Origin of the sequence: Streptomyces sp. NBC_01166 (assembly GCF_045039765.1) — a bacterium.
Lineage (GTDB): Bacteria > Actinomycetota > Actinomycetes > Streptomycetales > Streptomycetaceae > Streptomyces.
The window spans coordinates 5,643,603-5,655,624 of record NZ_CP108613.1 but is presented as its reverse complement, the minus strand read 5'-3'; the positions used below and the strand labels follow the sequence as shown (position 1 = coordinate 5,655,624).

The following is a 12,022-nucleotide window of genomic DNA, read 5'->3' as shown; positions in this document are numbered from 1 at the left end:
GGCCTCCCCGGGACACTGGTCCCATGACAGCGGCTCTCGAAGCGTCTCTCGCCCTGATCGACCGGCTCGACCCGGAGCTGTGCGCGTTCACGGAGGTCTGGCACGAGGAGGCACGGGCCAGGGCGGAGGCCGCGGCCGGTCTCCCGCTCGCCGGGCTGCCGTTCGCCGTGAAGGGCCGCACGGGCATCCGCTCGTACGCCGCCCGCCGGCTGACCGCCGCGGGCGGCGTACCGGTCGGATCGACCGCCGTACCGGGCCCCGGCACCCGGTGGCAGACCTGGGGGCAGGGGGCGCACGGCCGTACGGTCAACCCGTGGCGCACCGACCGGACCCCCGGCGGATCGTCGGCGGGATCGGCCGTGGCGGTCGCCGCGGGCATGGTGGAGCTGGCGACGGGCAGCGACGGAGCGGGCTCGGTACGGATCCCGGCCGCGTGGTGCGGAGTGTTCGGCCTGAAGACGACGGAGGGCCTGCTCCCCTCCCCCGACCGCACGGGTCTGGCGACCCCCGGTGTGCTCGCGAGCTCCGCAGTACGGGCGGAGGACTACCTGCGCCATGTGACGGACGGGTACGTGCCGCAGCCCGCGCGGCTCCCCGTTCCGGCCGTCTACAGTCCGGACCTGGGCTTCGCCCGGGTCGACCCGGAGGTCGCCGACGTGACACGGCGGGCGGTCGGCCGGCTGGTGTCGGCGGGAGCGGTACGCCTCCTGCCGGGCTCCTGCGAACTGCTCGACCCGGCGGAGACGTGGTCCGCGGTGCGCGCCGGGCGCCCGACACCCTCCACCGAGCTGCTCCGCGCCGTCAACAACCGGGTGCTCGACGCCCTTTTCGCCCGTACACCCTTGCTGCTCACCCCGGTCGCACCCACGCCGCCGCACGGCCACGAGGGCCCGGGGGACATCTACTCCACGGCACTCACCTGGGCGTTCAACCTCAGCGGCCATCCGGCGGCGAGCCTGCCCGCCGGTTTCACGCCGGACGGCTGCCCGGCCGGCCTCCAGCTGGTGACCGGCCGTGGGACCGACGCGGCGCTGCTCGGCGTGGCCCGCGCCCTGGAGAGCACCCTCGGCTGACCGCCCCTCAGCCGATCGGTTTGCGGATCTCCGCCCGGACCCTGGCCGTCTCCTCGGCGGCCTTCGCCAGGTCGACGGATGTCGCGTCCTGTGCCACCTCGTCGGAGCGGATCACAGCGACCATGGCCGCGGTGTTCCCGTCGCCCCAGGCGCACATCGGCGCGTCGGCCGTCACGCCCATGTCGGTGGACCGCACGATCTGGCACTCCACCGTGATGCCGTAGCCGTCGGGTTCGAACTCCTCGGGCGGCACGATCACGGTCGCACCGTCCGCCTCGGCCGCGCCCTTCAGGATCGAGCCCCGCGTGGACGCCGGGCTCGCCAGCCGCCCGTACAGCCCCGAGAGGACCAGGACACCGCCTTCGTCCGACATGTACTGCGCGATGGCGGCCTTTCCGCCTCGGATGCTGGGGTCGAGCGCGTCCTCGATCTCCTTCCCCTCCGTGTCCGACAGGTCCTGGCTGAGGGTGAACTCCTCGTCCAGCAGCGTCTTCGGAACGACGATCTCGTGCGTGGCCTCCGGGAACACCGCGTCCGCGCCCTTGCCGATCAGCGTGACCGCGCCGAAGCCGATCCCCAGGACGAGGACGCACACCCCGAGGACGAGGCCGACGATGAGCCCGGTCCGCGTCTTGCGTGGCTGCTGCGGCTGCCACCCGGGCATTCCCGGCGGCATGCCGGGCCCGCCCCAGGGGCCGGGGGCGCCGGGCGGGCCCTGCGGCGGGTAGGCGTAGGCAGGCTGCTGCGGCGGGTACGGAGCGCCGGCCGGGGGCTGTTGCCCGTAAGGACCGTGCTGAGGCGGGGGCGGCCCGTACGGGCCCGGCGGTGGCTGCGGCGGCATGCTCATGTGCTCACGTTACGTCACTGCACCGAACAGGAATTCGACGTACAGGCTGTCGGCATGAGCCTGGGAGTTACGCCCCGTCAGCTCAGCGGTTCCCGCCGGAGGCGCCACTCGGCGGGGACGCCCTCCACCCCGGTCGCCGCCCCGACGACGCCCCCGGTGATGGCACATGTGGTGTCCACGTCCCCGAAGCCCTCCGCCGTCGACCACAGGGCGGCCTCCAGGTCGCCGGGGTGCCGGACGGCGGTCCACAGAGCGAACGGCACGGTGTCGTCGGCCCTTATCCGGCTCCCGTTGCCCAGGAGGTCGGCGGCCTTCCACGGCTCGGTGGCGAACGGCACCTCCGCCGCACGGAGCACGCCGTCGCGCACCGGCCCCTCCGGTGTGTGCCCGGCGACCGCCTCCAGCGTGAGCTCCCCGCGCACCGACAGCGCCGCGGCGACCGCGACCGCCACCGCGCCGGCGACGCCCTCGGGGTGGGCGTGGGTGACGACCGCCGAGAGCACGGCCTGTTCGGCGGCGTGTCCGAGGTCCGCGTGGAAGCGGGCCCCGAGCGGCGCCACCCGCATCGCCGCTCCGTTGCCGAGGCTCCCGCCCTCGAAGAGCCCCGGCGCGAGGGTGCGCCAGTCGGCCGGTGAAGCCAGCAGCTCCGGCAGCAGCATGTGCATGCCGTGGCCGTAACCACGGGCCTGGTCCGCGTCGAAGGCCAGGGCGTAGTACAGGGCCAGCCGGTCCTGCTCGACCTGTCCGTACTCGTCGAGGACACGCTGCAGGGCCAGCGCCAGCGCGGTGTCGTCGGTCCAGTGCCACACGGGCTCGTGCGGGGTGCGGCGCGCCCGGACCTCGGCGTAGGCCTGCCGGGGCGGCCGGAAGAGCGGGAACCACCGTTCCCCGAAGGCGTCACCGAGGGCGAGCGCTTCGAGGCTGCGGCGGGCGGCTGCGGAGTCACCATGGCCGGGAGAGGCGTTCATGGCGCCATCCTCCGCCCGCGCACCCGGTACGTACACCGGATATGAGTACGGATGCTCACGATCCTTCTCTCCGGCCACGGCAGGCTGGGCACCGACAGTCACCCACCAGAGGGAGCCCCGCCATGCGCACGGCCAACCGACTCCACGTCCCGTCCCGCACCACGCTCGGGCTCGCCCTGGCCGGCGTCACGGTGGCTCTGCTCACCAGCGCCTGCTCGATGCAGGACGCGGTGTGCGGGGGCGGCGAGTATCCGGTCCTGGCCGTGGGAAGCGCAGGCAGCGCGTGCGTGTCCGACGACGAGGAACCGCCCAAGGGCTACGCCCGCTACCCGGAGGGCAAGGTCCCCGAGCACGTGGACGACAAGTGGTACACGTACTGGGAGACCCGGACCCTCGACGAGAACGGCAGGACCATCGAGATCCCCGAGGAGAACTAGGGTTCCGGGCGGGCCGGGCCGGGCCAGTGGATCGGGCCGGCCCGCGGGTCAGCCGTCCGTCCCGCCCTCCGCGATCGCCTCCGCGACCTCGGCGACCCGCTCCTGCTCCTCCGCCGCGAAACGCTCCCGGTCCAGCTGCTCGGCTATCTCCTCGTCCTGGGCCATCAGGAGATCCAGGTTCGAGTCGCCCAGCTCGAAGACGCCCATGTCGACGTAGGCCTTCTGGAGCCGCTCGCCCCAGAGGCCGATGTCCTTCACGCAGGGGACGATCCGGCTGAAGAGCAGCTTGCGGAAGAGCTGGAGATACTCCGAGTGCTCGGAGAGGTCCTTGGCCTCCTGCTTGCCGATGCCGAAGTTCTCCAGGACCTCGACGCCGCTGAGCCGGTCGCGCATGAGATAGCAGCCCTCGATGACGAACTCCTCGCGCTCGCGCAGTTCGGCGTCGCTCAGCTGCTTGTAGTAGTCGCGCAGCGCCATCCGCCCGAAGGCCACGTGCCGGGCCTCGTCCTGCATGACGTAGGCGAGGATCTGTTTGGGCAGCGGCCTGGTCGTGGTGTCCCGGATCATGCCGAACGCGGCGAGCGCGAGCCCTTCGATGAGGACCTGCATGCCGAGGTAGGGCATGTCCCAGCGGGAGTCGCGCAGGGTGTCGCCGAGCAGCCCCTGGAGGTTGTCGTTGACCGGGTACAGCATCCCGATCTTCTCGTGCAGGAAGCGGGCGTAGATCTCCGCGTGGCGCGCCTCGTCCATGGTCTGGGTCGCGGAGTAGAACTTCGCGTCCAGGTCGGGGACCGACTCCACGATCCGCGCGGCGCAGACCATGGCGCCCTGCTCGCCGTGGAGGAACTGGCTGAACTGCCAGGAGGTGTAGTGCTTGCGGAGTTCACCGCGGTCCCGCTCGGTCATCTTCGCCCAGTGCGGGGTGCCGTACAGCGTCAGGGCCTCGTCCGGGGTGCCGAGCGGGTCGGCGGGGTCGACCTCCAGGCTCCAGTCGATGCGCTTGTTGCCGTCCCACTGCTTGTCCTTGCCCTTCTGGTAGAGGGCGAGGAGGCGTTCGCGGCTGTCGTCGTAGTCCCAGCTGAACCGGGCCGCACCCGTGGCAGGCACCTGCCATGTCGGCGCGGCGGGTGGAGTGGTGTAGAGGTCGTGTGTCGACACGGACAGCTCCTTCGCCCGGCGAGGATCGTGCATTCCGTGGTGCTGACGTCAGTTGGCAGGTTCACACGTTGGTAGACGCGCGGTCAACAAGTCGCGCACGAGGGATTGACTCCCTTGCTGACAGGCAGTCTCATAATTCATGAGCGGAAACTTGACCGCCGGTAACCCCTCTGCGAGGTGCCTTCAGCCGTGACGACAGTGACCGACGAGGACATTCAGGCGCTGCGCGATGCGCTCGGTCCCCTCAAGGACCGCGAACAGGTGGCGGCCCGCCTGCTCGAGGCCTCGGCCAAGCACTCCTTCGACCCGGACACCGAGCTCGACTGGGATTCGGCCGTCGAGGACGGCAAGTGGTTCTGGCCGCCCGAGCTGGTCTCCCTCTACGACACCCCGCTGTGGCGGAAGATGTCCGAGGAACAGCGGATGGACCTGGCCCGCCAGGAGGCGGCGTCGCTGGCCTCGCTCGGGATCTGGTTCGAGATCATCCTGATGCAGCTGCTCGTCCGGCACATCTACGACAAGTCCGTGACCAGCAAGCACGTCCGCTACGCCCTCACCGAGATAGCCGACGAATGCCGGCACTCCATGATGTTCGCCCGCATGATCGAGTGGGGCGGCGCGCCCGCCTACCCGGTCCCCCGGCGCTACCACAACCTGGCGCGGGTGCTGAAGACCGTCTCCACCACCCCCGGTTCGTTCGCCGCGACCCTGCTCGGCGAGGAGATCCTGGACTGGATGCAGCGCCTGACCTTCCCCGACGAGCGCGTCCAGTCGCTCGTACGCGGGGTGACCCGCATCCATGTGGTAGAGGAGGCGCGGCACGTGCGTTACGCACGCGAGGAGCTGCGCCGCCAGATGGTCACCGCTCCCCCCTGGCAGCGCAGGCTCACCCGGCTCAACTGCGGTGAGGCGGCACGCGTGTTCTCCGTCTGTTTCGTCAACCCGCAGGTGTACGAGAACGTCGGCCTGGACCGCCATGAGGCCGTCGCGCAGGTGAAGGCGAGCGGCCACCGGGCGGAGGTCATGCAGACGGGAGCGAAGCGGCTCACGGACTTCTTCGACGACATCGGCGTACTCAACGGGGTGGGCCGCAGGCTGTGGAAGAGCTCGGGTCTGCTGGCCTGAGGCCGGCCCCCCTGCTGGGGGTAGCGCTTAGGCTTCGAAGTATGACCTCCGCACCCGCAGCACCGCCGGCCCGCGCATACCGACGGCTCGGTGTCGAGGAACGCCGCGCCCAACTGCTGGGCGCCGCGCTCACACTCTTCGCCCACCGGGCGCCGGACGACGTGTCGATCGACGAGGTCGCGGCCGCCGCCGGAGTCTCCCGCCCGCTGGTCTACCGCTACTTCCCCGGCGGCAGGCAGCAGTTGTACGAGGCGGCCCTCGGGTCCGCCGCCGAGCAGCTGACGCTCTGCTTCGCGGAACCCGCCGTCGGGCCGCCCACCGAGTGGGTCAGCCGGGTCCTCGACCGCTACCTCGGCTTCGTCGACCAGCACGACGCCGGCTTCAGCGCCTTGCTGCGCGGGGGCAGTGTGGCCGAGACCTCGCGCACGTCCACGATCGTGGACGGCGTGCGCCGGTCGGCTGCCGAGCAGATCCTGCTCCACCTGGGCCGGGGCGACGGCCCGGGACAGGAACCCGCCGGGTCACGCCTGCGGATGATGGTGCGCACCTGGATCGCGGCCGTGGAGGCGGCGTCCCTGATCTGGCTGGACGAGGAGAAGCAGCCGGCCGCCTCGGACCTGCGGGGCTGGCTGGTCGACCATCTGATGGCCCTCCTCGCGGCCACGGCGGCCTCGGACCAGGAGACGGAGGCGGTGGTGGCGGACCTGCTGAGCCAGGAGACCGCCGACGGCCCCGCCGGGCGGCTGGCGACGCTGATCATCCCGGTGGCCGGCCGGGCCGCGCACCTGCTGCCGCCCGGCTGATCCGGCGGGGCCGTACAGGCGCCCAGGCGGTCCCCTGGGTCAGACTGGCACCGTGAAAAGCGAGAACACGCCCTTCCGCGGCGGTCCCCTGGACGGCCGGGTGCTGCCCGTCCTGCTCGGGCCGACCGGCCATCCGCCCAAGTGGTACGAGGTCCCGGTGCCGGACGCCGACGGCGGGCCCGCCACCGTGTACGCCTACCGGCGCACTCCGGCGGGTTATTCGAGGCGCCTCGGGCTGCAGCGCGGCTGGGTGTACGAATACGCCCCGGCGGGCCGTGAGCGCTTCGCCCCCAAGTGGCCCTGGAACAGGCCCCGCAGCGGGTCCTGAGCGGTATCACGGCCCCCGCCCGTAAGATCTGCGGTCAGGTGCCGAGGGCACGGTCACAAGGGGGGTGCGCCATGGAGGCGCTGCGTCAGGACGATCCACGCCACTTCGGCCCGTACACCGCGCTGGCCCGCCTCCGCGAGAGCGCGAGCGCCGTGCACTTCCTGACCCGGGGCGAGGACCGCGACGATCTCGCCGTGGTGACGGCGGCCCGGCCCGCCCTCGCCTCCGTGCCCGCCTTCCGGCGCCGCTTCCGGGCCGAGGCCCGTACCGCCGAGCGGCTGGCCGGCGGATGGGTGCAGCCGCCCCTCACCTCGCCGGACGACGACAGCCTGTGGACTGCCACGGCCTACGTGCCCGCGGTGACGCTCGCCGAGGCGATCGGCCTCGCCGGCCCGCTGCCCGAGCGTGCCGTACGGATACTGGGCGCGGGTCTGGCCGAGACCCTCTCCCGGGTCCACGCCACCGGGGCCGTGCTCCAGGGGCTGGCGCCGGAGACCGTGCTGCTCGCCGAGGACGGCCCCCGGCTGACCGCGTTCGGGCCGCTGGGGGCCGCCGCCTCCGCCGAGGCCCGGGAGGGCGGGCAGTTGTCCGTACGGCTGGGCTACCTCACCCCCGAGCAGGTCGAGGGCAGGGAAGTGGGCCCGGCGTCCGACCTGTTCGTCCTGGGCCTGCTGCTGGCGTACGCGGCGACGGGGACGACCCCGCTCGCCGAGGGCCCCGTGGAGGAGGCCGCGGAGCGGATCGCGCACGGGTCCGCCGAACTCGGCGCCGTACCCGACGATCTGCGCGCGCTGATCGCACGCTGCCTGGCGAAGGACCCGGACGACCGGCCCGCTGCCGGGTCGGCCGCCGCCGAACTGGCGCTGGAGGGCGCGGCGGGCCTCGCCAAGGGGGGCTGGCTTCCCGCGCCGCTGTCGGCGGCCGTGACGGAACAGGCGGCGCGGGTAAGGGCGCTGGAGGCGCCGGTCCGTGAAGAGACGGCCGGGGCCCCCGTGCGGGAGGGCGGTGAGCCGACCGACGCGGTGCCCGCGGACAGCGGCGACATCGGCGAGGACAGCCGGACCACCCGTTTCCTGGGGACCGGGGCGCGCGCACCGCGCTCCGACCGGGCGACGACCCAGCTCGCCGTCCCTCAGGGGGCGGCCGCGCCCGTACCTCCGCACTCCCCGCCGCCCACGCCCGCCCAGCCGTACCCGTACGCCTACCCGGCAGCCGCACCGCAGGGCGCGCCCGCCGCGTCCGCGCCGTTCCCCCAGGCCCTGCCCGCCGCTCTGCCCGCCGCCGCGCCTGCGGCCGCACCGCGCCCCGCGGCTGCCCCGGCCACGAGCCGGCGCGCGCTGCTCACCACCGTCGCCGCCGGCGCCGCCGGGCTGGTCCTGGGCGGGGCGGCCGTGTCCGCCCTCGGGTCCGACGAGCCCGCCTCGGCGGCCGACGACAAGCCGGCCGCCGAGCCCCGCCCCACGGTCCCGGGCCGGGCGCCGGATCCCCGGTGGATGTACACCCACCCGGCCGCCGCGCCGGCGCCGCTCACCGCGGACATCTGGCGGGACGAGCTGCTGGTGCTGACGGACACGGCCGGGGCGACCGCCGTGGACCTGCGGACCGGGCGGAAGGCCTGGGAGCGCGCCGACGCCGCGGGTGCCCAGGCTGTCCTGGCGGCCGGGGACGGCCTCTGCTTCCTCGCGAGCCCCACCGAGTTCCTCTGGCTGTCGCCGAAGGACGGGCGGGTCGTGCACCGGGTGCGCTTCGTCGACCAGTTCACCGGCGTACCGAACATGAAGGTGGCACCGCTCACCGGACTGTCCGGCTCGGTCCTCTGGTTCACCGGCTCCCACACCGTCACCGAGAAGGCGCCGAAGCCGAAGAAGGGCAAGAAGCCCGGCAAGGACAAGCAGGTCGTCAAGGCGTACTTCTTCGCGTACGACGTCGTGCGGCGCGAGGAGCTCTGGCGCGTCGCCGTCCCCGCCGGCCGGGCGCCCGGCACCCCGGCCTACCGGCTGACCGCCGTCAGGGACGCCGACGTCGTCGTACGCCAGGAGTCGGGCACGCTCACCGCCGCCGACGCGGCGGCGGCCAAGGGCAAGGCGTCGTTCCGCTGCTTCGACCGCACCACGGGCAAGCAGCTGTGGACCCGTCAGTTCGGCAACGTCGCGCCCGGCGGCGCGGCGGCCGGCGACGGGGAGGGGCGGCTGTACGGCGCGGTGGGAGCCGATCTGCAGGCTTTCGAGACGGGTACGGGGAAGCCGGTCTGGACCCTGAACGGCACCGAGTCGTCCGTCTTCGGCACGCCCGTCCCGGCCGGGACGCTGCTCCACACCACCAATCGCAACCAGGAGGTCGGCGCGGTGGAGCGGGCGACCGGAAAGCAGGTCTGGCGGCGGTCCACCGAGGTTCCGCTCGGTGGCGACGCCCCCGCGCTCACGCTGAGCGTTGGCGGGAAGACCCTGCTCGCTGCGGACGCCTCCCAGGTGACCGCGTTCGCAGCGGCGGACGGGCGCCGGCTGTGGAAGTTCCAGGACATCGGGGCCCAGGATCCCAAGGGCGCCACGGTCAGCGCGCCGTACAGGGTGCTGGCCACCGGGAAGACGGCTGTCGTGCAGCGCGAGCGGGCTTTCTACGCGTTCCCCGCGGAGTGACTTCCAGGCGTCCACCGTTCGGGGTGTCCCCCGGGCGGCACGCCGGGCGGTGCTTGCATCACCCGGGACCGGGTGACCGGATGGACGAGATCCGAGCACTTGTGGGGTAGTCCGATTAATCGGCCTCGCCCCTGTCACCGGAGGTGATGTCGTGTCACGCAGGTTCGCGCGCACCCTCTGCACCGCGGCCCTGGCCGCGGTCCTCGCCGCCTCCCCCGCCGTCGCCGAGCCGTCGGGACCGGAGCCGGAGCCGGCACCCGCCCCGGCCGCCGGGGCGCCGGGGAGCGTCGCCGGACTCCTGAAGCAGTTGCAGACGGCCTACCGGAAGGCCGAGGAGGCCGGTGAGCTGTACAACGGCACCGAGGAGGAGCTGAAGAAGCGGACCGCCGAGGCCAAGAAGCTCCGCACCGAGCTGGCCACGGCCCGGAGGGCGCTGAACGCCGGGCGCCGGGACGCCGGTCGCCTGGCGCGCGACCAGTACCAGGGGAGCACCGACTTCTCCGTGTACATGAGGCTGCTGCTGGCCGACGACCCGGCCCGCGCCCTCGAGCAGAGCCATGTCATCGAGCGCGCCCAGGCCGGCCGGTCGGCCGTGGTCGCCCGGCTCACCGGCGCGGAGAGGCACGCCGAGGTCCTGGCGGCCAGGTCCCGGGCGGCCCAGGAGCGGCAGCGGGTGCTGGCCGAGCGGCAGAAGAAGCAGCGCGACACCGTGCAGTCCAGGCTGAAGGCCATCGAGGCGATGCTGGCCTCGCTCTCGGCGGAGCAGCTCGCCGCTGTGGCGAAGCTGGAGGAGAAGAACATCGGAACCGCCCAGGACGCGCTGACCGCGTCGGGAGCGCTCAGCTCCGTCCGCCCGCCGTCCGAGGAGGGCGGGGAAGCGGTCCGCTACGCCGTCGAGCAGATCGGCAAGCCCTATGTGTGGGGCGCGGAGGGGCCGGAGTCGTACGACTGCTCCGGGCTCACCTCTCAGGCCTGGTCCACGGCGGGCCGGGCCATTCCGCGCACGTCGCAGGAGCAATGGCGGCAGCTGCCGAAGGTGCCGGTCGGCTCGCTGCGCCCCGGGGACCTGGTGGTCTACTTCCCGGAGGCGACGCACGTCGCGCTCTACATCGGCGACGGCCTCGTGGTGCAGGCGCCCAGGCCCGGCGCCACGGTGAAGGTCTCACCGCTGGCGTCGAACCCGCTGCTGGGGGCCGTACGCCCCGACCCGGGCGGCGAGCCGCTCAGCACGTACACGCTCCCCGAACTGCCCGAGGGCGCCACATCGGGAACGGACACGGGGTACGACGCCCAGGGCGCCCCGGACTCCCCGGAAGCCTGAGAACCGGGCCTTCACGCCCTCGTGACGGACGTGAGGGCCCGGTTCCCCCGCGCGCGGGCGTCAGCCCTGCGCGCCCGTGAGCGAGCCGAGGTACGCGTTCGTCTTCTCCGGCTCGAAGAAGAAGTTGTCGAAGTCCGCCGGGTCGTTGAACCCGTTGGCGAACCGGTCGGCGGCCGGCTGGAGCTGACCGGACGCGCCGATCAGGTTCAGCACGTGCTCCGGCGGCGGCCCGAGCATCGCGTTCGTCCACTTCACGACGTGCTGGGTGTTCTCCCAGTGCCGCTCGAACGTGGCCTCCATCCACTCCTCGTCGAACGGCCGGTCGCCGTGCTCCAGGATCGAGTGCAGGTACGAGTGCGCGCACTTGGACGCGGTGTTGGAGCCCTGGCCGGTGATCGGGTCGTTGGCGACGACCACGTCCCCCACGCCGAGGACGAGGCCGCCTCCGGGCAGCCGGCCGACGGGCTTGCGGACGGTCGGGGCGTAACGGCCCGCCAGCGTGGCGTTGGCGTCGGTCAGCTCGACCTTGGTGGCGCGTGCGTACTCCCACGGGGTGAACCGCTCCATGAGCTCCAGCGTCTTGGCCAGGTGCTCCGAAGGGTCCTTGATGCCCTGGAAGGCGTCGAGGGGGCCTCCGGGGATGCCCTCCCAGAACAGGATGTCCGCGCGGCCCGACGTCGTCAGGGTCGGCATGATGAAGAGCTCGCCGACACCCGGGACCAGGTTGCACCGGACCGCGTCGAACTCAGGGTGCTCCGGGCGCGGGCCCAGACCGTGCACGTAGGCGACGGCCAGTGCGCGCTGCGGGGCGTCGTACGGCGAACGGGAGGCGTCCCGGCCGAACATGGAGACGAGCTCGCCCTTGCCGGCCGAGACCATCACCAGGTCGTAGGTGCGGGAGAAGTAGTCCAGGTCGGAGACCGCGGCACCGTGGATGACGAGCTGGCCGCCGCGCTGGGCGAACGTCTCCATCCAGCCGGCCATCTTCACACGCTGGTCGACGGACTGGGCGAATCCGTCCAGCTTGCCGACCCAGTCGATGACCCGCGAGGAGTCGGGCCCGGCGACCGAGACGCCGACACCCTCGATCTTCGGAGCCTGTGACTCCCAGAAGTTGAGCTGGAGATCGCGCTCGTGCTGGAGAGCCGTGTGGAACATGCACTGCGTCGACATGACCCGGCCCGACCGGATCTCGTCGGCGGTGCGGTTGGACATCAGGGTGACTTCGTACCCGTTGGACTGAAGTCCGAGGGCGAGCTGGAGACCGGACTGGCCGGCTCCGACTATGAGTATCTTCCGCATCGCGGTTCTCCGTTACGTGTACTG

11 protein-coding genes are annotated in these 12,022 nt (G+C 72.7%); 7 read left to right on the top strand and 4 right to left on the bottom strand.

Annotation, left to right across the window (positions count from 1 at the left end; translation table 11 throughout):
- Nucleotides 1-23 precede the first annotated feature (23 nt).
- Entirely contained in the window at nt 24-1,073 is a 1,050-nt protein-coding gene (locus tag OG379_RS26205; protein ID WP_405665476.1) for an amidase family protein, read from the top strand.
- Nucleotides 1,074-1,080: 7 nt separating this feature from the next.
- Here OG379_RS26205 and OG379_RS26200 read toward each other — a convergent pair whose 3' ends face one another.
- Nucleotides 1,081-1,920: a hypothetical protein gene (locus tag OG379_RS26200; protein ID WP_405665475.1), complete on the bottom strand. Its 840-nt coding sequence runs from the start codon at nt 1,918-1,920 to the stop codon at nt 1,081-1,083.
- A gap of 77 nt (nt 1,921-1,997) precedes the next feature.
- Nucleotides 1,998-2,888: an ADP-ribosylglycohydrolase family protein gene (locus tag OG379_RS26195; RefSeq protein ID WP_405665474.1), complete on the bottom strand. Its 891-nt coding sequence runs from the start codon at nt 2,886-2,888 to the stop codon at nt 1,998-2,000.
- Nucleotides 2,889-3,010: 122 nt separating this feature from the next.
- On the opposite strand from OG379_RS26195, the gene OG379_RS26190 reads away from it, so the two are divergent.
- Entirely contained in the window at nt 3,011-3,325 is a 315-nt protein-coding gene (locus tag OG379_RS26190; protein ID WP_405665473.1) for an SCO0607 family lipoprotein, read from the top strand.
- A 48-nt stretch (nt 3,326-3,373) separates the two neighbouring features.
- Here OG379_RS26190 and OG379_RS26185 read toward each other — a convergent pair whose 3' ends face one another.
- Nucleotides 3,374-4,483 (bottom strand): ferritin-like domain-containing protein, encoded by a 1,110-nt coding sequence (locus OG379_RS26185; RefSeq protein WP_405665472.1) that lies wholly within the window; start codon nt 4,481-4,483, stop codon nt 3,374-3,376.
- Between the two features lie 189 nt (nt 4,484-4,672).
- On the opposite strand from OG379_RS26185, the gene OG379_RS26180 reads away from it, so the two are divergent.
- The 5 genes from OG379_RS26180 to OG379_RS26160 all read left to right on the top strand — a co-directional run bounded on the left by OG379_RS26180 (nt 4,673) and on the right by OG379_RS26160 (nt 10,696).
- Nucleotides 4,673-5,608 (top strand): diiron oxygenase, encoded by a 936-nt coding sequence (locus tag OG379_RS26180; protein WP_405665471.1) that lies wholly within the window; start codon nt 4,673-4,675, stop codon nt 5,606-5,608.
- 41 nt (nt 5,609-5,649) lie between these two features.
- Nucleotides 5,650-6,411, top strand: a complete 762-nt coding sequence (locus OG379_RS26175) for a TetR/AcrR family transcriptional regulator (RefSeq protein ID WP_405665470.1) — start codon at nt 5,650-5,652, stop codon at nt 6,409-6,411.
- A gap of 52 nt (nt 6,412-6,463) precedes the next feature.
- Entirely contained in the window at nt 6,464-6,739 is a 276-nt protein-coding gene (locus tag OG379_RS26170) for a hypothetical protein (RefSeq protein WP_405665469.1), read from the top strand.
- Between the two features lie 71 nt (nt 6,740-6,810).
- Nucleotides 6,811-9,375, top strand: coding sequence for a PQQ-binding-like beta-propeller repeat protein (locus OG379_RS26165; protein ID WP_405665468.1), 2,565 nt, complete (start codon nt 6,811-6,813; stop codon nt 9,373-9,375).
- A 151-nt stretch (nt 9,376-9,526) separates the two neighbouring features.
- Complete coding sequence (locus tag OG379_RS26160) at nt 9,527-10,696, top strand: NlpC/P60 family protein (protein WP_405665467.1); 1,170 nt, start codon at nt 9,527-9,529, stop codon at nt 10,694-10,696.
- A gap of 60 nt (nt 10,697-10,756) precedes the next feature.
- On the opposite strand, the gene OG379_RS26155 is transcribed toward OG379_RS26160, so the two are convergent.
- Nucleotides 10,757-11,998 carry a styrene monooxygenase/indole monooxygenase family protein gene (locus OG379_RS26155; protein ID WP_393763541.1) on the bottom strand — a complete coding sequence of 414 codons (1,242 nt, stop codon included), beginning with the start codon at nt 11,996-11,998 and terminating at the stop codon, nt 10,757-10,759.
- Nucleotides 11,999-12,022 lie beyond the last annotated feature (24 nt).

Bases quoted from the DNA above. Each gene is read 5' to 3' on its own strand.
- OG379_RS26205 (WP_405665476.1), top strand. From the start codon at position 24: ATGACAGCGGCTCTCGAAGCGTCTCTCGCCCTGATCGACCGGCTCGAC.
- OG379_RS26200 (WP_405665475.1), bottom strand. From the start codon at position 1,920: ATGAGCATGCCGCCGCAGCCACCGCCGGGCCCGTACGGGCCGCCCCCG.
- OG379_RS26195 (WP_405665474.1), bottom strand. From the start codon at position 2,888: ATGAACGCCTCTCCCGGCCATGGTGACTCCGCAGCCGCCCGCCGCAGC.
- OG379_RS26190 (WP_405665473.1), top strand. From the start codon at position 3,011: ATGCGCACGGCCAACCGACTCCACGTCCCGTCCCGCACCACGCTCGGG.
- OG379_RS26175 (WP_405665470.1), top strand. From the start codon at position 5,650: ATGACCTCCGCACCCGCAGCACCGCCGGCCCGCGCATACCGACGGCTC.
- OG379_RS26165 (WP_405665468.1), top strand. From the start codon at position 6,811: ATGGAGGCGCTGCGTCAGGACGATCCACGCCACTTCGGCCCGTACACC.
- OG379_RS26155 (WP_393763541.1), bottom strand. From the start codon at position 11,998: ATGCGGAAGATACTCATAGTCGGAGCCGGCCAGTCCGGTCTCCAGCTC.